General features: G+C 74.1%; 23 protein-coding genes and 1 riboswitch. Of the genes, 7 read left to right on the forward strand and 16 right to left on the reverse strand.

Annotated features, from left to right (window positions below; translation table 11 throughout):
- Window positions 1–61: 61 nt before the first annotated feature.
- Window positions 62–502 (reverse strand): Lrp/AsnC family transcriptional regulator, encoded by a 441-nt coding sequence (locus ABD363_RS24735; RefSeq protein WP_076092236.1) that lies wholly within the window; start codon window positions 500–502, stop codon window positions 62–64.
- 266 nt (window positions 503–768) lie between these two features.
- Between ABD363_RS24735 and ABD363_RS24740 the strand changes: the two genes are divergently transcribed.
- Window positions 769–1,215, forward strand: a complete 447-nt coding sequence (locus ABD363_RS24740) for a hypothetical protein (protein WP_344607254.1) — start codon at window positions 769–771, stop codon at window positions 1,213–1,215.
- Between the two features lie 71 nt (window positions 1,216–1,286).
- Here ABD363_RS24740 and ABD363_RS24745 read toward each other — a convergent pair whose 3' ends face one another.
- From ABD363_RS24745 to ABD363_RS24755, 3 genes are all read right to left on the reverse strand, one after another.
- Complete coding sequence (locus tag ABD363_RS24745; protein WP_344607256.1) at window positions 1,287–2,459, reverse strand: acyl-CoA dehydrogenase family protein; 1,173 nt, start codon at window positions 2,457–2,459, stop codon at window positions 1,287–1,289.
- Between the two features lie 602 nt (window positions 2,460–3,061).
- A complete protein-coding gene (locus ABD363_RS24750; protein WP_344607258.1) occupies window positions 3,062–3,202 on the reverse strand; it encodes an SCO1431 family membrane protein in 141 nt (46 codons plus the stop codon).
- 137 nt (window positions 3,203–3,339) lie between these two features.
- Window positions 3,340–4,686: a peptidase C39 family protein gene (locus tag ABD363_RS24755; protein WP_344607260.1), complete on the reverse strand. Its 1,347-nt coding sequence runs from the start codon at window positions 4,684–4,686 to the stop codon at window positions 3,340–3,342.
- A gap of 323 nt (window positions 4,687–5,009) precedes the next feature.
- Between ABD363_RS24755 and ABD363_RS24760 the strand changes: the two genes are divergently transcribed.
- Window positions 5,010–5,672, forward strand: a complete 663-nt coding sequence (locus ABD363_RS24760; RefSeq protein WP_344607262.1) for a uridine kinase family protein — start codon at window positions 5,010–5,012, stop codon at window positions 5,670–5,672.
- A 428-nt stretch (window positions 5,673–6,100) separates the two neighbouring features.
- Window positions 6,101–7,963, forward strand: coding sequence for an AAA family ATPase (locus tag ABD363_RS24765; protein WP_344607264.1), 1,863 nt, complete (start codon window positions 6,101–6,103; stop codon window positions 7,961–7,963).
- Between the two features lie 24 nt (window positions 7,964–7,987).
- Here ABD363_RS24765 and ABD363_RS24770 read toward each other — a convergent pair whose 3' ends face one another.
- The 9 genes from ABD363_RS24770 to ABD363_RS24810 form a co-directional block, all read right to left on the reverse strand.
- Window positions 7,988–9,073, reverse strand: coding sequence for a hemolysin family protein (locus tag ABD363_RS24770; RefSeq protein ID WP_344607266.1), 1,086 nt, complete (start codon window positions 9,071–9,073; stop codon window positions 7,988–7,990).
- Window positions 9,070–10,422 (reverse strand): hemolysin family protein, encoded by a 1,353-nt coding sequence (locus tag ABD363_RS24775; RefSeq protein ID WP_344607268.1) that lies wholly within the window; start codon window positions 10,420–10,422, stop codon window positions 9,070–9,072. Before ABD363_RS24775 ends, ABD363_RS24770 begins: the two co-directional genes overlap by 4 nt.
- Before the next feature lie 268 nt (window positions 10,423–10,690).
- Entirely contained in the window at window positions 10,691–11,146 is a 456-nt protein-coding gene (locus ABD363_RS24780; RefSeq protein ID WP_344607270.1) for a PH domain-containing protein, read from the reverse strand.
- Between the two features lie 33 nt (window positions 11,147–11,179).
- Window positions 11,180–12,037, reverse strand: a complete 858-nt coding sequence (gene hisG / locus ABD363_RS24785) for an ATP phosphoribosyltransferase (RefSeq protein WP_344607272.1) — start codon at window positions 12,035–12,037, stop codon at window positions 11,180–11,182.
- A 47-nt stretch (window positions 12,038–12,084) separates the two neighbouring features.
- On the reverse strand, window positions 12,085–12,357 hold the full coding sequence (locus ABD363_RS24790) for a phosphoribosyl-ATP diphosphatase (RefSeq protein ID WP_190059787.1): 273 nt from the start codon (window positions 12,355–12,357) through the stop codon (window positions 12,085–12,087).
- Window positions 12,358–12,390: 33 nt separating this feature from the next.
- Complete coding sequence (ribH, locus tag ABD363_RS24795) at window positions 12,391–12,876, reverse strand: 6,7-dimethyl-8-ribityllumazine synthase (protein ID WP_344607275.1); 486 nt, start codon at window positions 12,874–12,876, stop codon at window positions 12,391–12,393.
- A 20-nt stretch (window positions 12,877–12,896) separates the two neighbouring features.
- Window positions 12,897–14,186 (reverse strand): bifunctional 3,4-dihydroxy-2-butanone-4-phosphate synthase/GTP cyclohydrolase II, encoded by a 1,290-nt coding sequence (locus ABD363_RS24800; RefSeq protein WP_344607277.1) that lies wholly within the window; start codon window positions 14,184–14,186, stop codon window positions 12,897–12,899.
- Window positions 14,183–14,824: a nicotinamide mononucleotide transporter family protein gene (locus ABD363_RS24805; RefSeq protein ID WP_344607279.1), complete on the reverse strand. Its 642-nt coding sequence runs from the start codon at window positions 14,822–14,824 to the stop codon at window positions 14,183–14,185. Before ABD363_RS24805 ends, ABD363_RS24800 begins: the two co-directional genes overlap by 4 nt.
- Window positions 14,821–15,426: a riboflavin synthase gene (locus ABD363_RS24810; RefSeq protein ID WP_344607281.1), complete on the reverse strand. Its 606-nt coding sequence runs from the start codon at window positions 15,424–15,426 to the stop codon at window positions 14,821–14,823. The genes ABD363_RS24805 and ABD363_RS24810 overlap by 4 nt, the downstream gene beginning before the upstream one ends.
- Window positions 15,427–15,572: 146 nt before the next feature.
- Window positions 15,573–15,703: riboswitch (FMN riboswitch) on the reverse strand.
- 537 nt (window positions 15,704–16,240) lie between these two features.
- Between ABD363_RS24810 and ABD363_RS24815 the strand changes: the two genes are divergently transcribed.
- The gene (locus ABD363_RS24815) at window positions 16,241–16,981 is read left to right on the forward strand and encodes an SDR family oxidoreductase (protein WP_344607283.1); all 741 of its coding nucleotides are present in this window, start codon (window positions 16,241–16,243) and stop codon (window positions 16,979–16,981) included.
- An 88-nt stretch (window positions 16,982–17,069) separates the two neighbouring features.
- Here the strand turns inward: ABD363_RS24815 and ABD363_RS24820 are convergent, their stop codons facing one another.
- Window positions 17,070–18,263: an ROK family transcriptional regulator gene (locus tag ABD363_RS24820; RefSeq protein ID WP_344607285.1), complete on the reverse strand. Its 1,194-nt coding sequence runs from the start codon at window positions 18,261–18,263 to the stop codon at window positions 17,070–17,072.
- A 204-nt stretch (window positions 18,264–18,467) separates the two neighbouring features.
- On the opposite strand from ABD363_RS24820, the gene ABD363_RS24825 reads away from it, so the two are divergent.
- From ABD363_RS24825 to ABD363_RS24835, 3 genes are all read left to right on the forward strand, one after another.
- Entirely contained in the window at window positions 18,468–19,679 is a 1,212-nt protein-coding gene (locus tag ABD363_RS24825) for an MFS transporter (protein ID WP_344607287.1), read from the forward strand.
- A 272-nt stretch (window positions 19,680–19,951) separates the two neighbouring features.
- Complete coding sequence (locus ABD363_RS24830; RefSeq protein ID WP_344607289.1) at window positions 19,952–21,343, forward strand: uracil-xanthine permease family protein; 1,392 nt, start codon at window positions 19,952–19,954, stop codon at window positions 21,341–21,343.
- A gap of 318 nt (window positions 21,344–21,661) precedes the next feature.
- Window positions 21,662–22,381 (forward strand): DUF5995 family protein, encoded by a 720-nt coding sequence (locus tag ABD363_RS24835; protein ID WP_344607291.1) that lies wholly within the window; start codon window positions 21,662–21,664, stop codon window positions 22,379–22,381.
- On the opposite strand, the gene ABD363_RS24840 is transcribed toward ABD363_RS24835, so the two are convergent.
- The gene (locus ABD363_RS24840) at window positions 22,378–24,090 is read right to left on the reverse strand and encodes a flavin monoamine oxidase family protein (protein WP_344607293.1); all 1,713 of its coding nucleotides are present in this window, start codon (window positions 24,088–24,090) and stop codon (window positions 22,378–22,380) included. The two genes, ABD363_RS24835 and ABD363_RS24840, sit on opposite strands and share 4 nt — an antisense overlap.
- 69 nt (window positions 24,091–24,159) lie before the next feature.
- Window positions 24,160–24,948: a carbon-nitrogen hydrolase family protein gene (locus ABD363_RS24845; protein ID WP_344607295.1), complete on the reverse strand. Its 789-nt coding sequence runs from the start codon at window positions 24,946–24,948 to the stop codon at window positions 24,160–24,162.
- Between the last annotated feature and the right edge of the window lie 249 nt (window positions 24,949–25,197).

The following is a 25,197-nucleotide window of genomic DNA, read 5'->3' on the forward strand; positions in this document are numbered from 1 at the left end:
GGAGCCGCACGGGGGGCACGCCGCCGGGCACGGCGGATCGCGCCCGGGGGCGGCGGACGCGTCAGATCCGCGGCGGCCGCGCCTCGTACGGCGTCGACAGCACCACCGTCGTCCGGGTCGAGACCCCCGCCAGCGACCGCAGCCGCGCCAGCAGCTCCTCCAGCTCGTGCGGGGTGGCCACGCGCACCTTGAGGATGTAGTTCTCGTCGCCCGCGACACTGTGGCAGGCCTCGATCTCGGGGACGTCGGCCAGCCGGTCCGCGATGTCGTCCGGGGCGCTGGGGTCGAAGGGCTTCACCGAGATGAACGCGGTCAGGGGCAGCCCGACGGCCTCGGGGTCGACGACCGCGGCGTAACCGCGGATGACGCCGCGCTGCTCCAGCCGGCGCACCCGCTGGTGCACGGCCGACGTGGACAGGCCCGTGGCCTTGCCCAGGTCGGTGTAGCTCATCCGCCCGTCCTTGACGAGCAGCTGCACGATCTGTCGGTCCAGCTCCTCCATGGCGCTAGAACCTACAGTGCGTCTGACCTCCTCGGGCACCCGAGGAGCCCAGGTCATGCCCGGTTCGTGATGTGGCCGGGGTCCGTCGCGGGCCGGCGGGGGACGAACGCGCCGCACGAGGCACCTGCGACCGGCATGTGACGAACACCACATCGCCCGAACGGTCTCCGTGATGTTCCCGTGATTACCGCCGAGGGGTGACGGGAAGTGCTTGCTGTGGTCGAGGCCGCAGCGCCTTCACGGCCCAGCCCGAGGGGGAGAATCCCATGCAGAGTCTTAAGCGCCCTGGTCGTACCGCGTCCAAGCGTCGGCAGCCGGTCGTCGAGTCCGAGCCGGAGGGCGTCGAACCCGACGTCTTCGACGACGGGGAGTCCGAGGAGTCCGACGCGTACGACACCTTCGAGATGTACCGGGTGATCTGCCCGGACTGCGCGCAGCCCATCGCCCTGCTGGCGGACGAGGAGGTCCTGCCGGAGCACGCGCTGTGCGCCTCGCCGTGGAACCCGTTCGGGCTCACGGTGTGTCCCGGCACCGGCCGCGGCGCCTCCGAGGCCCGGCCCGCGGACGAGTCCTTCCGGCCCCAGGAACAGGACACCGCCCTGCTGCTGACGCTCCCTCAGGGGCTCGACTGGCGGACGCAGCCGTTCTCCCACGTCGGCGGGCCCGGCTCGCGCCCCGTCAGGTTCCCCGTCATGCGGCGCCAGGCCGCCTGAGCACCGTCGCCCGGCCCCGCCGGCCGTCCCGCACCACGGGGCGCACGCTGCCGTGGCGCGGGCCGGCCGGTTCAGCGCGTCTCGGGGCCCGTGAGGTGCCGGGCGATGACCATCCGCTGGATCTGGTTGGTGCCCTCGACGATCTGCAGGACCTTGGCCTCGCGCATGTAGCGTTCGACGGGGAAGTCCGCGGTGTAGCCGTAGCCGCCGAGGATCTGCACGGCGTCGGTGGTGACCCGCATCGCCGTGTCGGTGCAGTGCAGCTTGGCCATGGCCGCCTGCCCGGCGAACGGCCGGCCCGCGTCCCGCAGCCGCGCCGCCGCCAGGTACAGGGCGCGGCCCGCCTCGATCTGGGTCGCCATGTCGGCGAGCATGAACCGCAGGCCCTGGAAGTCGGCGATCGGCCTGCCGAACTGCCGCCGCTCGGCCGCGTACGCCACCGCCTCGTTCAGCGCCGCCTGCGCCAGGCCAATCGCGCAGGCCGCGATGCCCAGCCGCCCGGAGTCCAGCGCGGACAGCGCGATGGCGAAGCCCTGGCCCTCCTCGCCGATGCGCCGGCCGTCGGGGACCCGTACGCCGTCGAAGTGGACCTGGGCGGTGGGCGAGCCCTTCAGCCCCATCTTCTTCTCCGGCGCGGCGGCGCTCAGACCCGCGGCGTCGCCGGGCACCAGGAAGGCGGTGACGCCGCGCGGTCCCTCCTGTCCCGTCCGGGCCATGACGGTGTAGAAGTCGGCGACCCCGCCGTGCGTGATCCACGCCTTGGTGCCGGTGATCACCCAGTCGTCGCCGTCGCGCACGGCCCTGGTGCGCAGGGAGGCGGCGTCCGACCCGGAGGACGGCTCGGAGAGGCAGTACGCCCCGAGCAGGCCGCCGCCGAGCATCGCGGGCAGGTGCTCGGCCCGCTGCTCCTTGGTGCCGTGAGCGGCGAGCGCGTAGGAGGCCAGGGTGTGCACGCTGGCGCCGAGGCCGACGGTGAGGCGGGCCGCGGCGAGTTCCTCGAGGACCTGGAGGTAGACCTCGTACGGCTGGTCGCCGCCGCCGTACTCGGAGTCGTACGGCAGGCCGAGCAGGCCGGAGCCGGAGAGCAGGGTGAAGACCTCGCGCGGGAAGCGCCCGGCGTCCTCCTCCTCGGCCGCCTTCGGGACGATCTCGTGCTGCGCGATGTCCCGGACGAGCGAGATCAGGTCCCGGGCCTCGTCCGTGGGCAGTTGTCGGTCCACCGGCTGCGGGGCGCGGTCGGGCATGGCGACGCTCTCCTCCCTGTCGGGCACATCGGCGGACGTGCGCCCTGGGTGGAGGCGGCGCCGCCGGGTCGTTCCGGTGCCTGCCGATGCTCGCACTCCCGGGTCACGGAAGCTGCTGGCCAGCGGCTGTGCGCTGTGAGTATGCCCGATCGGACGCGCCGCGTCACCGGTTAACGACCGCTTACTTCAGGAATTCCGGCGGGCGCCGGAAACCGGGCCGGCCGGCCCCGGAGGGAGGTCCGGAACCGGGCCGGCCCACGCGGCGCGGCGACCGTCGCCGGGTTCCACGGCCGCGGCCGGACGGCGTCACCCGGCCGGTGCCCGGCGGCGCCGCGGCGGGCACGTCCGAGCCGGGCGCCGACGGCCACGAGGCGTCCGGGACGGAGCCCGGCGGGCGGCGCGTCCGTGGAGGGCGCGTCGTACGGCGTGCCGGCGCACGGCCTCTGCCCGAGGGCGACGAGTTCGGCGGGGCGCGCCGGCGAGCGTTCGGCGCCGCGCGCTCCCGGGCGTGCGGCGGGCCGCTGACCGGTGTCCGATTCCGCCCCCCGGTCCCCGGCGGGCGGCGGGGCGCCCGCGGCACGGCGGGTCGGACGCGGGTCAGGTCACAGCAGGCCGAGCTGGGTCACGAACATCGCGATCACCACCACGAGGGCCCAGCCCATGACGTGCTCGAGGAGTTCGGGGCCGTCGCCCCCGGGGCCGCCGGTGCGGACGCGGGCGGCGGTGGCTGCGTGTGCGGTCATGGCTTCTCGCTGGTCTCGGACGTGCGGTGGACTCCCCCGTGGCTGATGTCCACCTTGCCACCGCCGGCGGCCGGTGCGGCGGAGAGGTTGGTCACAGGCGGCGGCCCCGGACCGGCCCGGGGCCGCCGCGGGGCCGGTCAGCGCACGCCCACCGCGGCGAGCGCCGCCCGCCGGCGCGCACTCGGACGGGCCGGGAAGTACAGGTAGCAGACGCCTCCGGTGCCGGAGACGACCTTGCCGGAGGCGTTGTACCGCTTCGTCCTCAGCCAGATGTTCTCGAACTCGCGCCGCCGGTAGACGCGCCGCACGGCCTCGTTGTCCGGCGCGGCCGGATCGTTGGCGATCACGTCCCCGCCGGCCGTGAAGCCGATCACGGTCATCAGGTGGCCGGCGGTGCCGTACCCCGCCCCGGTCAGCTCCTCCCTCAGGAAGGACTGGGACGTGATGACCGGGATGCCGGCCGCGATCAGCCGCTCCACGTCGGTGAGGGAGCCGAGCCGGGTCACCACGCCCCGGAGGCCGTCGAAGGTCGCCGCGTAGGCGGCGTTGAACGGCCAGTTGCCGCAGCCGGCGTACTGGTGGTCGTACGTGTGCCGGGCGGCGTGGCACACCTGCGGGTCGGTGTACGACGGGTCGACCCAGGCGAGCTGTTCCGGGGTGAGGCGGCCGCCCCAGTACTCGACGACCATCTGCGAGGAGGTGGGGCTGCACCAGGCCTCGCCGCCGTTGTCGTACTCGGGGTACCGGCCCTTGTGGATCTCCTGCGAGTAGCGCGGGACGGGCAGCTCCTTCGCGAGGCCGGGGACGGACGCGGGGACCTCGAAGCGGTCCGGGACGTCCGAGCCCATGACGTCGGTCCGCCACACGGTGGGGGTGAGCCCGGTGCCCGGCCGGCGCAGGAGCGTCAGCCGCAGCCGGTACGACACCAGGCGCAGGCCGGTCGCCGGGTCGTCGACGGCGAGGGTGTCGGTCCAGACGGTGCTCCTGCCGTCGCTCTGGCCGTCGACCGAGGTGCGCTTGATGTCCCGGTCGCCGGCCGCCCAGCGGCCCATCACGTACCAGGGTGTCTCGGTGCCGTCGGAGTAGGCGCCCTTGAGCTCGGTCTGCAGCCAGGTGCCGTCCGGGGTGTGCGCGTTCCAGGAGGCGATCGCCTCCGTCGCGGGGACGGCGAGCCGGCGGACGGGAGAGGTCCAGGTCGCGTACTCCCAGGTGGAGGTCGTACCGGTGTGCGGGTCCGGGTGGTCGAGGGTGCCCGCCGGGGCGGCGATCACCAGGCCGGGCCGGGCGCCCGCGACGGCACGGGTGCCGCGCGCGGCGCCGGCCCGCCAGTCGTCGTACGTCGTCCAGGAGTGGTGGTCGACCGGGCGCGCCGGGGCCCGGCGGGTCCCGGCGCCGGCCGCCGGGGCCACGCTGCCCACGGTGGCTGCGGCGACGGCGACGGCGGCCAGGACCGTTCTGCGGGACGGCTGTTCGGCTCTGCTCATGGGCGGGAAGACCCCCAGGTGTCCGAAGTCGGGTCGGGTCCGTTGCACGGCTGTGCGCCCACTATGGACGCGGACGGCGGGTCCCGGAAGGACCCCGGCCCGTGCCGCGCCGACCGGCACCGGTCCTCACCACCGGCGTGCGCCGGGCGTGGCGTGCGCGCCGCCGGCGCCCCGGCGGGCGGCGGCCTCCGGCGCGCGCTCCCGCGCCGGACGCGCCCGGTCCTCTCGGCCGGTGCTGCCGGCGGGGCGCCGGCCGCGCCCGTGAGGCGGTGGGGAGGCGCCGGGCGCCGCGACCGGGCGGACGCCGCCCGCCGGGCACTAGAGTGCTCGGCGACAGCCGTCCGCCCCCCACCCCGGGACCAGCCATTCACGACCTCGCCGCCCGGCTTCGCCGGCTGCCCCCGTCCTGCGGCCCGGTCCGCCTGATCGGCGTCGACGGGCACGCCGGCTCCGGGAAGACCACGTTCGCCGGGCGCCTGGCCGAGACGCTCGGCGGGGCGCCGGTGCTGCACCTCGACGACATCGCCAGCCACGACGCGCTCTTCGACTGGACCGGGCGGCTGCTGAGCCAGGTGATCGGGCCGTTCCGCCGCGGCGAGACCGCCCGCTACACCCCCTACGACTGGCGCACCCGGCGCTTCGGCCCGCCCGTCCCGCTGCCGCCCGCCCCGGTGGTCCTCGTGGAGGGGGTCGGCGCGGGCCGCCGCGCGCTGCGCCCGCATCTGGCGCTGCTGCTGTGGATGGAGGTGGGGTGCGAGGAGGCGTGGGCGCGCGGGCGGTCGCGCGACGGCGAGGAGCAGCGGGAGTTCTGGGCCGGGTGGGTTCCGGCGGAGCGCCGGCACTTCCGCGGTGATCCCTCACGCCCCTTCGCCGACCTCCTGGTGCGGCAGGACGAGCGGGGATACGAACTGGTCCGGGGCCCCCGGGAGACCATTGGCCCGAACCATTCCTTCACGCAGGGTGACGACTCATCCGCAATGTGCTGAACCCGTGAAGACCCTTGCGGCCGACTTCCCGGAGTGTCCCAACTCGGCTTGACCAAGGGGCCGTACAGGACTTACGTTCTCAATGTGCGGTCATTCGCGGCCGCCACCATACGCGAAGCCCCCGGTTGTTCCCCCGTGACCGGGGGCTTCGTTCTGCCCTCCGCGGCCCCTCCGAGCGCCGAGCGGCGCGATCCGCTCACCCTCGGTCACCACCGCGGGCCCGTCCAGCCGCTCCCACCTCGCCGAACGGCCGGGACGGCACCCTTCGGCGCCGGCACCGCCGCAGGTACGATGCCCTCGGTGCGACCTACGGACGGCTGCTTCGCGCACCTTGCAACTCCGGTCCGCGGCACAGCGGTTCGACCAGGGCGGCCGGCGGGCGACGGCCCGGCGGCATACCGACGGGGGCACGGTTTGTGGGGGACGTGATGGACTTCGGCACGCAGGGCCCGCAGGCCCCGGCCGACCTCGCCTGGCTGCGAGGTGTGGACGCCTACACCATGGGCGCCTATCCACAGGCGGAAGAGGAGTTCCGGACCGCCGTGCGGATGGACCCCGGGATGGCCGACGGCTGGCTCGGGCTGCACGCGCTGCGCGTCGACACGACGACCGCGCTGCTGAAGATGTTCCGCCACCGGGACCGCTTCGGCGAACAGCGTGCCCGGCACCGCCGCACCCTCAATTCCTGGTACTGGCTCGGCTGGTGGGTGCAGCCCGTGCTGGAGACCCCGCGCGACCTGCTGCTGGCGCACGCCTCCCACTGGCTGGACGGCCGCCACGTCCCGGAGCTGGACCAGGCCCTGGCCGGGCTGCCGCCCGTGGACACCGACCCCCAGGTCCGCTTCCTGCACGCCTGCCGCGCCTACCTCGTCAAGGACTGGGAACAGCTCGTGCGGCACACCGACCCGCTGCTGGACGACCCGCTGCTCGGCATCGAGGCGGGCCTGTTCGGCGGCATGGCCCGGGTCCGCCTGGAGATGTACGGGCAGGCCGAGCCGCTGCTGTCCGCCGCGCTGATGCGCTGCCGCAGCGAGCAGCCGCAGCGCAAGGAGCTGCGCTACTGGCTGGCCCGCGCCCACGAGGGGACGGGCCGCAGCGCCGCCGCGCTGCCGCTGTACCGGGCCGTGCACCGCGTCGACCCGGCGTTCATGGACACCTCGGCCCGGCTCGCGGCGATCGCCGAGGGCGACGGGTACGACGACGGGTCCGACCTCGCGTCGCTCACGTTCACCGGTACCGGCCCGGACGCCGCGGACGGCCCCGACGGGCTGGACCCGCTCTTCGGCACCGAGGAACGCGACCTGAAGCTGTCCGACCCCGAGCCGCCGGCCGGCCCCCTGCCGTCGGTGCCGGGTCCCGCGGTGCGGGAGAAGACGGCCGCCCCCGCCCCGTCGCTGCCGGCCGGCCCCACCGACCCCGCCCTGCTGGAGGAGGCGCTCGCCGAACTGGAGCGCATGGTGGGCCTGGAACCCGTCAAGCGGCAGGTCAAAGCGCTGTCGGCGCAGCTGAACATGGCCCGGCTGCGGGCCGGGCAGGGCCTGCCCGTCCAGCCGCCGAAACGCCACTTCGTCTTCTCCGGCCCGTCCGGCACCGGCAAGACCACGGTGGCCCGCATCCTGGGCCGCGTCTTCTACGCCCTCGGCCTGCTCGGCGGCGACCACCTGGTGGAGGCGCAGCGGGCCGACCTGGTCGGCGAGTACCTGGGCCAGACGGCCGTGAAGGCCAACGAGCTGATCGACTCCGCGCTCGGCGGGGTCCTCTTCGTCGACGAGGCCTACTCCCTGTCCAACTCCGGCTACGGCAAGGGCGACGCCTACGGCGACGAGGCGCTGCAGGTGCTGCTGAAGCGGGCGGAGGACAACCGCGACCACCTCGTGGTGATCCTGGCCGGCTACCCGGAGGGCATGGACCGGCTGCTGGCCGCCAATCCGGGCCTGTCCTCCCGCTTCACGACCCGCGTCGACTTCCCCTCCTACCGGCCCCCGGAACTCACCGAGATCGGCAAGGTCCTCGCCGCGGAGAACGGCGACGTGTGGGACGAGGAGGCCCTCGACGAACTGCGCTCGATCGCCGGGCACGTGGTCGACCAGGGGTGGATCGACGAGCTGGGCAACGGGCGGTTCCTGCGGACCCTGTACGAGAAGAGCTGCGCGTACCGGGACCTCAGGCTGTCGTCGTATCCGGGGCCGCTGACGCGGGAGGACCTGGCGACGCTGCGGCTGCCGGACCTGATGCAGGCCTACGGGGAGGTCCTGTCGGGGCGGGGGCCGCAGGACCCGCCGGGGCTGTAGCGCCGGCGGGTCCCGCGGCCGGCGTCAGCCCGCCAGGGCCTGCTCCGGCTCACCGCTCGCCCGCGGCTCGGTCACCCTCACCTCCGGGACCTCCCGGTGCGCCGGGTCCCGCACCTCGCCGACCAGCAGCTCCAGCACGTCCTCCAGCGCGACCAGACCGAGCACCCGCCCGGACGCGTCGGCGACCTGCGCCAGGTGCGTCGCCGCGCGCCGCATCACCGTCAGGGCGTCGTCCAGCGGCAGCTTCGGCCGCAGCGTCGTCATGGGCCGCCACAGCCGCTGCGGCACGGCCCGGTCGGACTCCTCCAGGTCGAGCACGTCCTTCACGTGCAGGTATCCCATGAAGGCGCCGTTGTCCGCGGCGACCGGGAAGCGGGAGTACCCGGTGCGGGCGGTGAGGTCGACGATCTGCCCCGGGGTGACCGACGGCGGGACCGTCACCAGCGACTCGCGCTTCAGCAGCACGTCGGTGACCGGGCGGGAACCCAGCTCCAGGGCGTCCTCCAGGCGCTCCTGCTCCTCCGGGTCGAGGAGGCCGGCCTGGCCGGAGTCCTCCACCAGCCGGTTGAGCTGCTCGCTGGTGAAGACCGCCTCGACCTCGTCCTTCGGTTCGACGCGGAACAGCCGCAGGACGCCCTGGGCGACGGCGCCGAGTGCCACGGTGACCGGCCGGCACAGCCGGGCGAAGGCGACCAGGCCGGGGCTGAGCCACAGCGCGGCCTTCTCCGGCGCGGCCATCGCCAGGTTCTTCGGGACCATCTCGCCGATCACGAGGTGGAAGAAGACCACGGCGGCCAGCGCGATGACGTACCCGAGCGGGTGGATCATGCCGTGCGGCAGGTGGATCCACACGAAGACCGGCTCCAGCAGCCGGGCGACCGTCGGCTCGGCGACCGCGCCCAGGGTCAGCGAGCAGACCGTGATGCCGAACTGGGCCGCGGCCATCATCTGGGGCAGCCGCTCCAGGCCGTACAGCACCTGGCGGGCCCGGGCGGTGCCGAGCGGTTCGATCTGGCTGCGGCGCACCGAGACCAGCGCGAACTCGGCGCCGACGAAGAAGCCGTTGGCGAGCACGAGCAGCGCGGCGAACAGCAGTTGGAGCACGCTCATCGGGCCGCCTCCAGGTCGTCCGCGGCCTCCTCGGCGAGTACCGCCGGGGCCGTCCGCACCAGCCGTACCCGCTCGGCGCGGTAGTGCCCCACCCGGCGTACGGACAGCCGCCAGCCGGGCAGCTCCGCCCGGTCGCCGACGGCCGGGATCCGGCCGAGCAGGTCGGCGACCAGGCCGGCGACGGTCTCGTACGGCCCCTCGGGCACGTCGAGGCCGATGCGCCGCAGGATGTCGACGCGGCAGCCGCCGTCGGCGTCCCAGGCGGGACGGCCGTCCTCCGGCGGGGCGGGGGCGAGTTCGGGCAGGTCCTGGCCGTCGTGCTCGTCGCGGACCTCGCCGACGATCTCCTCGACGATGTCCTCCAGGGTGACGACGCCGGCCGTGCCGCCGTACTCGTCGACGACGACGGCGATGGGCTGCTCGCTGCGCAGGCGGGTGAGCAGCGGCCGTACCGGCAGGGTCTCGGGGACGAGCAGCGCGGGCCGGGCGATGCGGCCGACGGGGGTGCGCAGCCGGTCCTGCGCGGGCACCGCGAGGGCGTCCTTGAGGTGGACCATGCCGACGACCTCGTCGATCCTCTCCCGGTAGACCGGGAAGCGGGACAGGCCGGTGGCGCGGGTCAGGTTGACCACGTCCTCGGCGGTCGCGGACGACTGCAGCGCGCTCACCTTCACGCGCGGCGTCATGACGTGCTGCGCGGTGAGCTCGCCCAGCGACAGGGTCCGCACGAAGAGGTCCGCGGTGTCCTGTTCCAGGGCGCCGGCCTGGGCGGAGTGCCGGGCCAGGGAGACGAGTTCGCCGGGGGTGCGGGCGGAGGCCAGCTCCTCGGTGGGTTCCACGCCCAGAGCCCGTACGAGGCGGTTGGCGACCGCGTTCAGCCCGGCGATCACCGGGCGGAACAGGCGGGCGAAGAGGTGCTGCGGGCCGGCGACGAAGCGCGCGACCTGCATCGGCCGGGACACCGCCCAGTTCTTCGGCACGAGTTCGCCGATCACCATCTGCACGGCCGAGGCCAGCAGCATGCCGACGATCACGGCCACGCCGTGCACCGCGCCCTCGGGGACGCCGACGGCGGTGAACGGGCCGCCGAGCAGGTCGGCGAGGGCCGGTTCGGCGAGCATGCCGACGACCAGGGAGGTGATGGTGATGCCGAGCTGGGTGCCGGAGAGCTGGAAGGACAGCTCCTTGAGCGACTCGACGACCCGGCGGGCCCGTCGGTCGCCCTCCGCGGCGGCCTTCTCGGCGTCCGTGGCCTCGACGGTCACGAGGCCGAACTCGGCCGCGACGAAGAAGCCGTTGGCGAGGATCAGCAGGAACGCGGCTGCCAGGAGCAGCAGGGGGGTGGTCATGATGCCGCCGCCCGAACACGCTCGCGGACACGGTCCGCGCTATGTCGGCAGGGGGCGGCGCAGGTACTACAGGACGATCCGTCCATCGCCGGAGGGAGTCACTCCTCGGGTAGCAGGAACCCCTGTGTTCCGGGCGGAACGACAGGGGCGGAGGCGCGACGTCCGCGCCTCCGCCAACAGATTAATCAAGACAGGGCCGGCTGCGGCAGGGCGGACGGCCCCGAAAGGGCTCCCGGGACGGTCCCGGGGGGCCTGCCGCGGCTTCCCGTCAGCCCCGGTGCGGCCCGGGGTCCGCCGTGGCGCGGGCCTCGGCGAGCGCGCGCAGGGCCCGGGCGTCGGCGATGGCCCGCTGCTTGGCGATGCCCGGCTGGATGCCGAGCGCGGGCAGGCTGGTGCCGTCGCTGAGGTCGAGGAAGACCCAGGGGTCGCCGGGCCGGAGATTCACCCGGACGATCTCGGCCCATTCCAGGCGGCGCCGGGAAGCGAGGTTGACGACGGTGACGCCGGAGTCGTCGGCGACGACCTTCGGCCGGGCCAGCACGAGCAGCACGCCGTCCAGCAGGAGCGCCGTGACGACGAAGCTGAGCCGCTCCGCCGGGCTGAGCCCCTTCAGCAGCATCGCCACCGTCGTGATGACCACGAATATGGCGATCGCGGCGCCGAGCAGGACCGCGCGGGTGCGGCCGGGCCGGAAGGTGACGGGCAGGGTGGGCAGATCGGACATCGGTGTCTCTCAGGCCGTGGCTGTGGGCGTCCCTCAGAGACGGCAGGCGTGGATGGCCGTGGTCAGGATGGCCCGGGCGCCGATCTCGTACAGGTCGTCCATGATCCGCTGGGCCTCCTTGGCCGGGACCATCGCCCGGACGGCGACCCAGCCCTCGTTGTGCAGCGGGGAGACGGTGGGGGACTCCAGGCCCGGGGTGAGGGCGACGGCCTTCTCCAGCTGCTCGACGCGGCAGTCGTAGTCCATCATCACGTACGTCCGGGCCACCAGGACGCCCTGGAGGCGGCGCAGGAACTGCTGCACCTTCGACTCGGTGGTCTCCTCGCCGTCCGCGCCGGTGCGGCGGATCACGACGGCCTCGGACTTCATGATCGGCTCGCCGATGACCTCCAGGCCCGCGTTGCGCAGCGAGGTGCCGGTCTCGACGACGTCGGCGATGACCTCGGCGACGCCGAGTTCGATGGCGGTCTCGACGGCGCCGTCGAGGTGGACGACGGAGGCGTCGATGCCGTGGTCGGCGAGGTGCTTGGCGACGATGCCCTCGTAGGAGGTGGCGACCGTCATGCCGGTCAGGTCCTCGACGCCGTTCGCCGTGCCCGGCTTGGTGGCGTAGCGGAAGGTGGAGCGGGCGAAGCCGAGGGGGAGGATCTCCTCGGCGTCGGCGCCGGAGTCGACCAGCAGGTCGCGGCCGGTGATGCCGATGTCGAGGCGGCCGGAGGAGACGTAGATCGCGATGTCGCGGGGGCGGAGGTAGAAGAACTCCACCTCGTTCTCCGGGTCGACGATGCGCAGTTCCTTGGACTCGCGGCGCTGCTGGTAGCCGGCCTCATGCAGCATCTCCGCCGCAGGGCCGGACAGTGAACCCTTGTTGGGGACGGCGATGCGCAGCATGAGGTCGGCTTCCTTTGCGTGGAGGGGTGTGGTTCCGAAAGCTGGTTCTACAGGTGGGCGTAGACGTCGTCGAGGGTGATGCCGCGGGCGACCATCATCACCTGGACGTGGTACAGCAGCTGCGAGATCTCCTCGGCGGCCGCTTCCTTGCCCTCGTACTCGGCGGCCATCCAGACCTCGGCGGCCTCCTCGACGACCTTCTTGCCGATGGCATGGACGCCCTTGCCCACCAGTTCGGCGGTGCGGGAGGTGGCGGGGTCGCCGTGGGCGGCCTTGTGCTGGAGCTCGGTGAAGAGCTCCTCGAACGTCTTCTTGGACATGGTGGTCCCACCCTACGCGGTGCGCGGCACTCCCTAGCGCCAGGGTTCGGATACCGAGCGCAGGGTCGCCGCGGTCGCCACCGCCGCCGTCACCGCCTCGTGCCCCTTGTCCTCGCTGGAGCCGGGCAGGCCCGCCCGGTCGAGGGCCTGTTCCTCGGTGTCGCAGGTCAGCACGCCGAAGCCGACGGGGACGCCGGTGTCGACACAGACCTGGACGAGGCCCTGCGTCACGCCCTGGCACACATAGTCGAAGTGGGGGGTGCCGCCGCGGATGACGACGCCGAGGGCGACGATCGCGTCGTAGCCGCGGCCGGCGAGGACCTTGGCGACCACCGGCAGTTCGAAGCTGCCGGGGACCCGCAGCAGGGTCGGCTCGTCGATGCCCAGTTCGCGCAGGGCGCGCAGGGCGCCGTCCACCAGACCGTCCATCACCTTCTCGTGCCACTGGGCCGCGACGACGGCGACCCTGAGGTCGCCCACATTGCGGACGGACAGTTCCGGTGCACCCTTGCCGCTCACGTCTCTCCTCGGTGTCGCTGTTACTGGTTGCCGCAGGTGGACACCGGGGACGGGTCCAGCCAGGGCAGGTCGTGGCCCATCCGGTCCCGCTTGGTGCGCAGGTACCGGAGGTTGTGTTCGCCCGCCTGTACGGGCATCGGCTCGCGGCCGGTGACCCCGATGCCGTGGCGCAGAAGCGCCTCGGACTTGTCGGGGTTGTTGGTCATCAGGCGCACGCTGCGCACGCCGAGGTCGCGGAGCATCTGCGCGCCGGCGCCGTAGTCGCGGGCGTCGGCGGGCAGGCCGAGTTCCAGGTTGGCGTCGAGGGTGTCCCGGCCGCGCTCCTGGAGCTCGTAGGCCCGCAGCTTGGACATCAGGCCGATGCCGCGGCCCTCGTGGCCGCGCAGGTAGACCACCACGCCCCGGCCCTCGGCCTGGATACGGGCCAGGGAGGCGTCCAGCTGGGGTCCGCAGTCGCAGCGCTGGGAGCCGAAGACGTCGCCGGTGAGGCACTCGGAGTGGACGCGGACCAGGACGTCCTCGCCGTCGCCGAGCTCGCCGTGCACGAGGGCGACGTGCTCGACGCCGTCGACGGTGGAGCGGTAGCCGTACGCCGTGAAGGTGCCGTGGGCGGTGGGCAGGTGCACCTCGGCCTCGCGGCGGACGGTGGGCTCGGCGCTGCGGCGGTAGGCGATCAGGTCCTCGATGGAGATGATCGTCAGGCCGTGCTTGCGGGCGAAGGGGATCAGCTCGGGCAGGCGCAGCATCCGGCCGTCCTCGCCGGCGATCTCCACGATCGCGCCGGCCGGGCGCAGCCCGGCGAGGCGGGCGAGGTCGACGGCGGCCTCGGTGTGGCCGTTGCGCGTCAGCACCCCGCCGGGCCGGGCGCGCAGCGGGAAGACGTGGCCGGGGCGGACCAGGTCGGAGGGCTCGGCGGCGCCGCTCGCCAGGAGCCGGAGGGTGGTGGCGCGGTCGGCGGCGGAGATGCCGGTGGTCACCCCGTGGGCGGGGGAGGCGTCCACGGAGACGGTGAACGCGGTCCGCATGGACTCGGTGTTGTCCTCGACCATCTGCGGCAGCCGCAGCCGGTCGAGTTCCCCGCCCTCCATGGGGGCGCAGATCAGGCCGCGGCACTCGCTCATCATGAAGGCGACGATCTCCTCGGTCGCCTTCTCGGCGGCGATGACGAGGTCGCCCTCGTTCTCCCGGTCCTCGTCGTCGACGACCACGACGGGGCGGCCGGCGGCGATGTCGGCGACGGCCTGCTCGACGGGGTCGAGCACGAAGTCCTCGATGCCGTCGGTGCCGTACAGGGCGGGGGCCGTGCTCATGCGGGCGCTCCTTCCGGGACGGGCCGCGCGGCCTTGCGGGAGCGCAGCCACCAGTCGCGCAGGCCCCACAGGACGAGCGCGCCGTAGATGACGTAGACGAAGCCGGAGAAGGCGTAGCCGTTGGCGAAGTTGAGGGGCACGCCGACCAGGTCGACGAGCAGCCAGGCGAACCAGAACTCGACCATGCCGCGGGCCTGGGCGTACATGGCGACGACGGTGCCGACGAAGATGTAGGCGTCGGGCCAGGGGTCCCAGGACAGGGCGGGGTAGGCCGTGAAGAGCAGGGCGACGGCGACCGTGCCCGCCGCCGCGGCGGCGGCCATGGCCGCGCGCTCGCGCCAGGTGGCGAACCGTACGGAGATGTGGCCGTCGCCGGCCCGGCCCCTGCCGCGGTTCCACTGCCACCAGCCGTACAGCGCGACGGCCATGACGACGACCTGCTTGCCGGCGCTGCCGGTCAGGTGGCCGAAGAAGGCGCCGAAGAGGACGAGGCCGGCCAGGAACTGCACGGGCCAGGTCCACAGGGAGCGCCGCCAGCCGAGGGCGAGGGCGAGCAGGCCGAAGATGTTGCCGACCATGTCGGACCAGAGGATGTGCTGGCCGAAGAGGGCGAACGCCTCGTGGTTGAGCCAGTTCACCGGGCCGCCCCCTGACCGGTCGTCAGCAGCCGCTCCACGTACTTGGCGATGACGTCCACCTCCAGGTTGACCGGGTCGCCGGGCTGCTTCAGGCCGAGCGTGGTCAGGGCGAGGGTGGTGGGGATGAGGCTGACGGTGAAGTGGTCGGGTCCGGCCTCGACGACGGTGAGGCTGATGCCGTCGACGGTGACGGAGCCCTTCTCGACGACGTAGCGCGCGAGGTCCGCGGGGAGGGAGATCCGCACGATCTCCCAGTGCTCGGACGGCGTGCGCTCCAGGATCTCGCCGGTGCCGTCGACGTGGCCCTGCACGATGTGCCCGCCGAGGCGCGCGCCCACGGCGGTGGGGCGTTCGAGGTTGACGCGGGAGCCGACGGCGAGGGCGCCCAGGCTGGAGCGGTTCAGGGTCTCGGCCATCACGTCGGCGGTGAACTCGTCGCCCTCGTGGTCCACGACGGTGAGGCAGACGCCGTTGACGGCGATGGAGTCGCCGTGCTTCGCGCCCTGGGTGACGACGGGGCCGCGCAGCCGGAAGCGACAGGCGTCGCCGAGGTTCTCGACGGCGGTGACCTCGCCCAGCTCTTCGACGATTCCGGTGAACACTTCCCGGGTCCTCCTGCCTCTTCGGGCACGGACTCCGGGGCTGCCGACGACGGCAGAGGACACGGGCGGAAAGCACCGGGGGCGACGCCGGAGGGAGTCCGCCCCTGGGACGGACCACTTCGGCGGCGCGCACGCAGGCCCGCCCGCCGCGCACTGCCTCCCATCCGGACTTTAACCGTCGGTCCAGGAATTTCACCTGGTCAACCGGCCGCTGGAGGCGACCGGGTCGCGGACTGTAACCGCCGGTTCGGACTTTCACCGACCCCGGAGTGCGCTGCTGTAGGTACAGGGCCAGTGTGCCACGCCCGGCCGGGGTCCAGACGGGTGACGACTGTGGGGTGCCTCACAGACGGGGCCGGAAGGCTTCCGTCCGGGCCATGTCCGCCGCGCCCGCCTCGGCCGCCGCCCGCGGGGCCGCCTCGGCGCGGGGCCGCCTCGGCGCGGGCCGCACCTATTGACGTAATGGTCTAGTCCTTTTAAGGTCCGGCTGGGCGCGGACGTCCGGGATCCGGCCGCACACGGACCGGCCCGGCGGCGGTGACGACGGCCCTTGCCCGCCGCCGGGCCTCCAACCCCCTGCCGCGCCGTCCCCGGGTGCCGCCCCGCCTCCGGGGCGGCGGGGAGGGCGGCGCCGTGCCGCGGGACGGGCCGGTCCCCGGGATGCGGTCCGCGCGGGATCCGGACAGGCTGCGGTGCGTGAGCCGTCAGCCGCCCCGCGCGCGGATCTGTCACATCCCGCGGCGTCTGTTCGGTCTCGGTGGGCGAGGGGCGCTCCGCCCGGGAGCGCCCGGCACGTGGAAGGGACCGAACAGCGATGACCACGATCCTGGTGACCGGCGGCACCGGAACGCTCGGCCGGCTCGTCACCGAGCGGCTGCGGGCGGCCGGGCACGAGGTGCGGGTGCTCAGCCGGCACACCCCGCCGTACGCCGTCGATCTGCGCGAGGGCGGCAGCGGGCTGGACGCGGCCGTCGCGGGCGTGGACACGGTCGTGCACTGCGCGAGCTCGCCGCGCGGCGGTGACGAGCAGGCGGCCGGGCATCTGATCGCGGCGGCGCGGCGGGCCGGGGTGCGGCATCTGGTCCACGTCTCGATCGTCGGCGTCGACCGGGTGCCGCTCGGCTACTACCGGAGCAAGCTGGCCGTGGAACGGCTGGTCGAGCAGTCGGGGCTGGGCTGGACGGTGCTGCGGGCGACGCAGTTCCACGAGCTGCTGGCACGGCTGTTCCGGACGCTGGCCGCACCGCCGGTCATGCTGGTGCCGGCCGGGGTGAGCGACCAGCCGGTCGCGGCGGCCGAGGTCGCGGACCGGCTCGCCGAGCTGGCCGTGGGCGCGCCGGCGGGGCGGGTCGGGGACCTGGCCGGTCCCGAGGTGCGCACGCTCGACTCGCTGGCCCGCGCGTTCCTGCGGGCGACGGGGCGGCGCCGGGCGGTGGTGGGCGTGCCGCTGGCGGGGAAGGCGTACCGCGGGTTCCGGGCGGGCGGGCACCTGGCGCCGGAGCGGGCCGTCGGCAGGACCACGTTCGAGGAGTACCTGGCGGTGCGGCGGGGGTGAGCAGGCGCGGGCGGCCGCGGGCGGGGCCGGATCCGCCCGCGGGGACGCCGCCGCCCGGGGCCGCGGCGGTGCGCCGGGGCGCCCCCGGCTACCGCCCCGTCGGCGCGAACAGCTCGTCCTGCGCCCGGTCCCGCGCCGTCAGCAGCGCTCCGCGCAGTACCGCGCCCCCGCCCAGAGTGCTGGACCGCACCTCGGTGACCAGGGGCGACATCCGGGCGAGACGGTCCTGCACGCGGGCGGCGAACGCGTCGCCGCCCGCGCGGCCGATCTCGCCGGCCAGCACCAGGCAGCCGGGGTCCAGCACGGCGACGGCGGCGGCGGCGCCGAGCGCGACCCGGCCGGCGAGGGCGTCGAGGAAACGCGCGGCGGCGGCGTCCGTGCCGGAGCGCTCGACCGCCGTCCGCACCAGCGCCGCGGCGTGCGGTTCGTGCGGGGGGACGGGGGCCGCCACCCCGTGCCGGGCCGCGAGGCCGGCGACCGCTTGCGCACCGACGAGCGAGTGGAAGCCGCCGTCGCAGTCGGTGGCCGACGGCAGCCCCGCCGTCCCCGGTACCGGCAGGAAGCCGATCTCGCCCGCGCCCCCGGAGGCCCCGCGCCGCAGGGCGCCGTCGAGGACGACGGCGGCGCCGACGCCGAGGCCCAGCCACAGCAGCACGAAGGTGTCCCGGTCCCGGGCGGCCCCGTCGCGCTGTTCGGCGAGGGCGGCGAGGTTGGTCTCGTTCTCGACGCTGACCCGGGCGTCGGGGAACCGCTCCTGCAGCACGGCCACCAGCCGCCGGTGCCACGCGGGCAGGCCCGTGGAGTCGCGCAGCTCGCCGCCGGCCGGGTCGATCAGTCCGGGCGCCCCGATGCCGACGGTGTGCAGCCGGTCGGCGCCGGCCTCCTTGGCGGTGCGTTCGACCAGCGCCACCGCCTGCTCCACGGCGGGTCCCGTCCCCGCGTCGCCGCCGATCGGCGCGGACGCCTCCGCGAGCACCCGGCCGAGCAGATCGGACACGATCACGGAGACGCCCTCGGTCCGCACGTCCAGCGCGGCCAGATGGGCCCGGTCGGCGACGATCCCGTACAGCCTGGCGTTGGGCCCGCGGCGCTGCTCGCCCGACTCCCCCACCACCGCGATCAGACCGGAGGCGGTGAGGCGTTCGACGAGGTCGGCGACGGTCGGCCGGGACAGGCCGGTCAGCTGCTTCAGCTGTCCTGCCGTCAACGGGCCCTCCTGCTGGAGCAGACGCAGGGCGAGCCGGTCGTTGATGGCCCGGGCGGTGCTCGGGGATGCGGGCATGCCGGGATCCTCCCAGATGGACGGGGCCGCGCGGGGGTGAGCGCCGGCGGCCCCGGAGGGCGGGACCGCCGGTGCGCGACGGTCCCCGGGGCGGCGCCCCGCACCGTCGGCGGTCCCGCGACCGGCGGCCCTCTATTTATCAGGCAGGGTTCCTGATAGTTTACGCCGGGCACAGAGGAGTGTGGATCCGGGAGGAACCCGAGAATGAGTGCAGTGGTCTACGGGCAACGCGAGGTGCGGCGGGCCCGGTACGCGGTGGCCGCCGTCTTCGCCGTGCACGGCGCCGTCACCGGCTCGTTCGCGACCCGCGTGCCGTGGATCCAGGACCACGCCGGCGTCAGCGCGGGCCAGCTGGGCCTGGCGCTCGCCTTCCCGGCGCTCGGCGCCTCCGTCGCGATGCCGCTCGCGGGCGGCATCAGCCACCGCTTCGGCGCCCGGACCGCCCTGCGCGGACTGATGGCGCTGTGGACGCTCGCCCTGGTCCTGCCCTCCCTCGCCCCCGACCTGCTCACCCTGTGCCTGGCCCTGTTCACGTACGGGGCGACGGCCGGCATGGCCGACGTGGCGATGAACGCGCTCGGCGTGGAGGTCGAGAACCGCCTCGGCCGGTCGATCATGTCCGGCCTGCACGGCATGTGGAGCGTCGGCGCCCTGGTCGGCTCCGCGGCCGGCACCCTCGCCGCCCACCTGGGCGCGGACGCCCGGCTGCACCACCTCCTGGCCGCCGCGGTGCTGACGCTGCTGGGCCTGACGGCCTGTACGTGGGTGCTCGACCTCCAGCCCGCCGAGGACGAGGAGCCGCCGCCCCGGTTCGCGCTGCCGCCCCGGTCGGCGCTGCTGATCGGCGCGGTCGGGTTCTGCGCGGTGTTCGCGGAGGGCGCCAGCCTGGACTGGTCGGCGGTCTACCTGGAGGACCGCCTGGAGACCTCCGCCGGTCTGGCGGCGGCGTGCACGACCGGCTTCACCCTCACCATGGCCGTGGCCCGGATCGCGGGCGACAAGGTGGTGGACCGCTTCGGCTCGGTGCGCACGGTCCGGGTCAGCGGCGTCCTGGCCGCCCTGGGCGGACTGCTCGTCGTGGCCGCGGGCCATCCGGCGGTGGCGATGGCCGGGTTCGCGCTGATGGGGCTCGGCATCGCCGTCGTCGTCCCGCTGTGCTTCGCCGCGGCCGGCCGCAGCGGGCCCAACCCCAGCCAGGCCATCGCGGGCGTGGCGACCATCACGTACACCTCGGGCCTGGTCGCCCCGAGCGCGATCGGCGGGCTGGCGCAGGCGACCAGCCTGGTGGTGTCGTTCGGCCTGGTGACGTTCCTGGCGTGCGGCCTGGCGGTCTTCGCGGGCGTGCTGCGCGGCAGCGACCACGACCGGCCGAAGGCCGGCAGCCCGGACGCGGCGGTGCCCGGCCCGCGGCCCTGAACTCCTCGCTCCGCGGCCTCCCGGCGTCCGGCCGGACCAGGCGCCCCGGGTGCCGTGGACGGCGCCGGGGACCGGCCGGCCGCAGGACTGGGCGGCGGCGGGCGGGACTTCGACGGTCACGGGGGGCGCTCCCGGTCCTCGCGGGACGCATGCCGGGTGCACCGCCGCGCGGACGCCCCGCCCCCAGCGCCCGCTCAGATGTGCGAAGCACGCCCGGCCACCCCCGACAATGGTGTGGACAAGCTGCACGCACGACGAAAGCGACACCTGACATGGATCTCGGCGTCCGCTGGAAACTGCACGGTGACGGACGCACTCCGGCGCCCGGCGCGGTGGTCCGCCCCGACGAGCGGCTCTCCTGGCCCCGTACCTTCGGCCTCGGCGCCCAGCACGTCGTGGCCATGTTCGGGGCGTCCTTCGTGGCCCCGGTGCTGATGGGCCTGGACCCCAACCTCGCGATCATGATGTCGGGCGTCGCGACCGCGGTCTTCCTGCTCGCCACCCGCGGGCGGGTGCCCAGTTACCTGGGCTGCTCGCTGTCCTTCGTCGGTGTCGCCGCGGTGATCCGCGCGCAGGGCGGGACGAGCGCGACGGTGACCGGCGCGGTCCTCGTCGTCGGCGTCGCCCTGTTCCTGGTCGGGCTGGCCGTGCAGCGGTTCGGGGCGCGGATCATCCACGCGGCGATGCCGCCGATCGTGACCGGCGCGGTCGTCATGCTGATCGGCTTCAACCTCGCCCCGGTGACCGCCTCCACGTACTGGCCGCAGGACCAGTGGACGGCCCTGCTGGTGATGCTGTTCACCGGGCTGGCCGTGGTCTGCCTGCGCGGTTTCTGGTCGCGCATCGCGATCTTCCTGGGGCTGGTCTTCGGGTACGGCGTCTCCTGGGCCTTCGACCGGATCCTCGGCCGGATCCACTCGGTGGACGCGAGCGGCAAGGTCACCGACCACTGGCGGCTGGACTTCTCCGCCGTCGGCCGGGCGGACTGGATCGGCCTGCCGGACCTGCACGGCCCGTCCTTCGAGTGGTCGGCGATCCTGGTCGCGCTGCCGGTCGTGATCGCGCTGGTCGCCGAGAACGCCGGGCACGTCAAGGCGGTCGGCGAGATGACCGGCGATCCCCTCGACGACAAGCTCGGCACGGCGATCTCCGCCGACGGCGTCGGCTCGGTGCTGTCCACCGCGGTCGGCGGCCCGCCCACCACGACATACTCCGAGAACATCGGCGTGATGGCCGCGACCCGGGTCTACTCGACCGCCGCCTACTGGACCGCCGCCGCCTTCGCCCTGCTGTTCGGCCTGTGCCCGAAGTTCGGCGCGGTCGTCGCGGCGATCCCGGGCGGTGTCCTCGGCGGCATCACCGTCATCCTGTACGGCATGATCGGCCTGCTCGGCGCGCAGATCTGGATCAACGCCAAGGTGGACCTGCGCAATCCGCTCAACCTGGTCCCGGCCGCGGCGGGCATCATCATCGGCGTCGGCAACGTCAGCATGAAGTTCACCGACACCTTCGAACTGAGCGGCATCGCGCTGGGCACCCTGGTCGTCATCACCGGCTACCACGCGCTGCGCGCCTTCGCGCCCGCCCACCTCAAGACGCAGCAGCCGCTGCTGGACGAGGGCACCAGCTCCTACGACGAGACCGCTCAGCGCGCCAAGTCGTAGGCGTACGACGGCGCGGACGTGACCGGAGCCCCCTGCCGCCGTCCGGCTCCCCCGGCCGCTTCCCCCACAGGCAGGCGTCGATCCGGGCCGCGCCGGTGTCGGGCGTCGGCGCCCCGGCCCTCCGGTCCGCCGAGGCCGCCACGGCCATGGCGGCGCGCCGGACGGCGCGCCCGCGCCCGGCCCCGCGCCCGGCCGGCCGCCGGACACGTCGGCCTGACATGTACGTTCCGCCCCCCGCGCGGCGGGCGCGTTCCCCCGTTCCGGGGAAGCGTCGGCCCGCCGCCGCCCGGGCCGGCCCGAAGCTGCCACCCTGCCCCCATGGCGCACTGTGAACAAGTCACCACCGCCGTCGACGGGGTCCTCTCGCGCATGCGCGCCCTCGACGCGGCTCTGCCCGCCGGGGACGGCGTCGCGGTCTTCAACCGGGTCTACCTGGCCGTCACCGAGGCGGTCGACCGGCGCATCGACACCGGGGGGTTCCCGGACCCGCGGGCCGCGGCCACGCTGGACGTACGGTTCGCGGAGCGCTATTTGGCCGCCGTGGACGCGGCGGCCGGTGAGCGGCGTCCGCCGGCCTGCTGGCGGCCCCTGTTCCAGCTCCGCCGCCATCCCGGCGTGCGGCCGCTGCAGTTCGCGCTGGCGGGCGTCAACGCGCACATCGGGCACGACCTCGCGCTCGCCGTCGTGGACGCCTGCCGTACGCTCGGCTGCGAACCCGCCGATCTGGAGGACGAGTTCGACGAGGTGGGCGATCTCCTCGTCGCGCTGGAGGAGCGCGTCCGCGAGGATCTGATGCCGGGCCCCGACCTGCTGCAGATCGCCGACCCGCTCACGCATCTGCTCGGCGCGTGGAGCCTGGAGCGGGCCCGGGACGCCGCGTGGACGGCGGCCCGGGCGCTGTGGGCGCTGCGCGGGCTGCCCGGCATCGCCCAGGAGTTCGCCGAACGGCTGGACACGGCGGTGGGCTTCGCGGGGCGCATGCTGCTCACGCCCCTGCCCCGGTCCGCCGCCGGGGTGCACGGGAGGGCCGGGGTCTAGTCCTCCGGCAGTTCGACGGGCGCGATCTCGTCGTACACGTCGCCGGGGCCCGGATTGGCCGGGTCGGTCTCGCCGCCGAAGTGGTGCATGACGCCCCAGACCGCGTTCAGCGCGGTCTGCACGGCGCCCTCGGCCCAGCCGGCCGTCCAGGAGATGTCGTCGCCGGCGAGGAAGATGCCCCGCTTGTCCGCGGGCAGCCGGTCCTGCATGAAGTGCGTGAACAGGCGCCGCTGGTAGCGGTAGTGGCCGGGCAGGTTGGCCTTGAACGCGCCCATGAAGTAGGGCTCGTTCTCCCAGGAGACCGTCACCGGGTTGCCGATGATGTGCTTGCGGATGTCGACCTTCGGGTAGATCTCGCCGAGCGACTTCAGCATGACCTCCATCCGCTCGTTCGCGGACAGCGGCAGCCACTTCAGGCTGTCGTCGCACCAGGTGTAGGACAAGCAGATGACCGCGGGCTTGTCGGGGCCGTCGTCCAGCAGGTAGGTGCCGCGGGTCATGCGGTCGGTGAGCGTCATCGACATGACGTCCCGCCCGGTCGGGTTCCCCTCGTCGTCGACGGCCTCGTCCAGCCAGAACGGACGGTCGACGGGCACGAAGAGCTTGGAGGACTCCATGTAGTGGGTGCGCTCGATCGCCGTCCAGTGGTCGATCGGGAAGAGCGAGTCGTCGCACTGGATCTTCGACAGCAGCATCCAGGACTGGGCGGTGAAGATCGCCGCCCGGTAGGTGCGGATGTCGCCGTTCGCGTCGGTGACGGTGATCCGGTTGCCCGCGGTGCGGTGCAGCCGGGTCACCGCCGGGCGGGGCTCGCCGTCCACGTGCAGCGACTTCAGCGAGGTGCCGTACGGCCAGTGCACGATCTTCTCCGGCTCGCGCTCCCACAGGCGCAGCGGCAGCTGCTGGGAGCCGCCGACGATGCCGCGGTGGTGGTCGTCGGCCTCGGTGTAGACGACCCGCAGGATCTCCAGGATGGAGTTGGGGAAGTCGGTGTCCCAGCCGCCGGTGCCGAAGCCGACCTGGCCGAAGATCTCGCGGTGCCGGAAGGACCTGAACGCCTCCGACTCGCACAGGAAGCCGTAGAAGGTCTGGTTGTCGAGCTTCTCGACCAGCCTCGACCAGATCTCACGGATGCGCTCGACGTTCCGCTCCCGTATGGCGCGGTTCATGTCGGAGAAGTCGGCGCCCTCCTCCAGGCACCGGTTCCAGGCGTCCGCCACGTCCCGGTAGACCTGCGGCAGGTCGTCGAGCGTCTTCGCGTAGTGCGTCTCGCCCTTGAGGTCGACGACCGTCGAGGGGGTGCATTCGGCGAGGGGGTTGGGGAAGGGCCTGGTCTCCAGGCCGACCAGGTCGATGTAGTGCTGCAGGGCCGTGGAGGACGGCGGGAAGCGCATCGCGCCCATCTCGGCGGTCAGCGACGGGTCGCAGCCCTCGAAGCCGACCGTGCGCAGCCGGCCGCCGATCCGGTCGGCCTCGTACACGACGGGCTTGAGGCCCATCTTCATCAGCTCGTACGCGGCGACGATGCCGGACAGGCCGCCGCCGATGACCGCGACCTCGGTGCCGTGCTCGGTCGCGGGTATCTGCCCCAGACCCGCCGGGTGGGCCAGGAAGTCGTCGTACGCGTACGGGAAGTCCGGGCCGAACATGGTGATCGGCGGCTGCTGCTCGTCTGCGTGCTCGACGGCGTTGGGCACCGTGGACGTCATGGGGTGCGGACTCCTTGCGCGAAACGTCTGCGGGAAGAGCTGGGGATCCGGGCGAGGGGCCCGGGAGGTTCAGACGAGGGACCCGTAGAGGCCGGGACGCCGGTCCGTCAGGTACGGGTTGGCCTCGCGGGAGGCGGCGAGGAACGCCGGGTCGACGTCGGCGAGGACGAGTTCCTCGGCCCGGCCGGCGCGGGTGCGGGCGAGGCCGTCGGGCCCGGCGAGGGTGGACAGCCCGACGAACTCGAACTCGCCCTCCCGTCCGACCCGGTTGACGTACGCGACGTACATCTGGTTCTCGAAGGCCCGCACCGGCACGAGCGACTCGGCGACGAACTGGAACGGGTGCATCTGCGCCGTCGGCACCACCAGCAGGTCGGTGCCGGCCAGGGCGTGGGCCCGGACGTTCTCCGGGAACTCCACGTCGTAGCAGATCATCAGGCCGACGGTCAGGCCGTCCAGCTCGGCCTGGACGACCGGCTGCCCGCCCGGGGCGAAGTGGTCGCGCTCGAAGCAGCCGAAGAGGTGGGTCTTGCGGTAGTTGGCGAGGCGGGTGCCGTCGGCGGAGATCAGCTGCGCCGCGTTGTACACCGCCTCGCCGGCGCGCTCCGGATAGCCGTAGGCGACGGCGAGGCCGTGCCGGGAGGCGATCTCGGCGATCGCGTCGGCGCAGTCGCCGTCGGCCGGCTCGGCCAGCCGGGCGATGTCGTCGCCGATCGCGTACCCGGTCAGGAACATCTCCGGCGCGGCCAGCAGCGCGGCGCCCGCGGCGGCGGCCCGGCCCGCGGCCTCGTCGAGGACCTTGAGGTTCTCGACGGTCGAGCCGGGTCGGCCGGAGTTCTGGAGCAGGGCGGTGCGCATGCGTGTTCCTCACCGGTACGCGGGGGTTTCGGGGGCCAGGTAGACGGTACGGCCGGCCGTCTCGGCCGGACAAGGAGGAGCCGTTGCGCGTCCGTGAGCGGATCGTTGCGTCCGCCGCGGGTCCGGCGGCGATTCGTTGCGCGCCCTCCGGCCGTCCCGCCGGTCCGTTCGCCCGCCGCACCCGCGGAGGGGACCGCCCCGGCCCGCCGTACCGGGACCGCTGTGCCCCGCGCCGCCCGCGCGGCGCGG

Origin of the sequence: Streptomyces glaucus, assembly GCF_039533365.1 — a bacterium.
Taxonomy (GTDB): domain Bacteria; phylum Actinomycetota; class Actinomycetes; order Streptomycetales; family Streptomycetaceae; genus Streptomyces; species Streptomyces glaucus.

Bases quoted from the DNA above. Each gene is read 5' to 3' on its own strand.
- ABD363_RS24735 (WP_076092236.1), bottom strand. From the start codon at position 502: ATGGAGGAGCTGGACCGACAGATCGTGCAGCTGCTCGTCAAGGACGGG.
- ABD363_RS24740 (WP_344607254.1), top strand. From the start codon at position 769: ATGCAGAGTCTTAAGCGCCCTGGTCGTACCGCGTCCAAGCGTCGGCAG.
- ABD363_RS24745 (WP_344607256.1), bottom strand. From the start codon at position 2,459: ATGCCCGACCGCGCCCCGCAGCCGGTGGACCGACAACTGCCCACGGAC.
- ABD363_RS24750 (WP_344607258.1), bottom strand. From the start codon at position 3,202: ATGACCGCACACGCAGCCACCGCCGCCCGCGTCCGCACCGGCGGCCCC.
- ABD363_RS24755 (WP_344607260.1), bottom strand. From the start codon at position 4,686: ATGAGCAGAGCCGAACAGCCGTCCCGCAGAACGGTCCTGGCCGCCGTC.
- ABD363_RS24765 (WP_344607264.1), top strand. From the start codon at position 6,101: ATGGACTTCGGCACGCAGGGCCCGCAGGCCCCGGCCGACCTCGCCTGG.
- ABD363_RS24770 (WP_344607266.1), bottom strand. From the start codon at position 9,073: ATGAGCGTGCTCCAACTGCTGTTCGCCGCGCTGCTCGTGCTCGCCAAC.
- ABD363_RS24775 (WP_344607268.1), bottom strand. From the start codon at position 10,422: ATGACCACCCCCCTGCTGCTCCTGGCAGCCGCGTTCCTGCTGATCCTC.
- ABD363_RS24780 (WP_344607270.1), bottom strand. From the start codon at position 11,146: ATGTCCGATCTGCCCACCCTGCCCGTCACCTTCCGGCCCGGCCGCACC.
- hisG (WP_344607272.1), bottom strand. From the start codon at position 12,037: ATGCTGCGCATCGCCGTCCCCAACAAGGGTTCACTGTCCGGCCCTGCG.
- ABD363_RS24790 (WP_190059787.1), bottom strand. From the start codon at position 12,357: ATGTCCAAGAAGACGTTCGAGGAGCTCTTCACCGAGCTCCAGCACAAG.
- ABD363_RS24800 (WP_344607277.1), bottom strand. From the start codon at position 14,186: ATGAGCACGGCCCCCGCCCTGTACGGCACCGACGGCATCGAGGACTTC.
- ABD363_RS24815 (WP_344607283.1), top strand. From the start codon at position 16,241: ATGACCACGATCCTGGTGACCGGCGGCACCGGAACGCTCGGCCGGCTC.
- ABD363_RS24820 (WP_344607285.1), bottom strand. From the start codon at position 18,263: ATGCCCGCATCCCCGAGCACCGCCCGGGCCATCAACGACCGGCTCGCC.
- ABD363_RS24825 (WP_344607287.1), top strand. From the start codon at position 18,468: ATGAGTGCAGTGGTCTACGGGCAACGCGAGGTGCGGCGGGCCCGGTAC.
- ABD363_RS24830 (WP_344607289.1), top strand. From the start codon at position 19,952: ATGGATCTCGGCGTCCGCTGGAAACTGCACGGTGACGGACGCACTCCG.
- ABD363_RS24835 (WP_344607291.1), top strand. From the start codon at position 21,662: ATGGCGCACTGTGAACAAGTCACCACCGCCGTCGACGGGGTCCTCTCG.
- ABD363_RS24840 (WP_344607293.1), bottom strand. From the start codon at position 24,090: ATGACGTCCACGGTGCCCAACGCCGTCGAGCACGCAGACGAGCAGCAG.
- ABD363_RS24845 (WP_344607295.1), bottom strand. From the start codon at position 24,948: ATGCGCACCGCCCTGCTCCAGAACTCCGGCCGACCCGGCTCGACCGTC.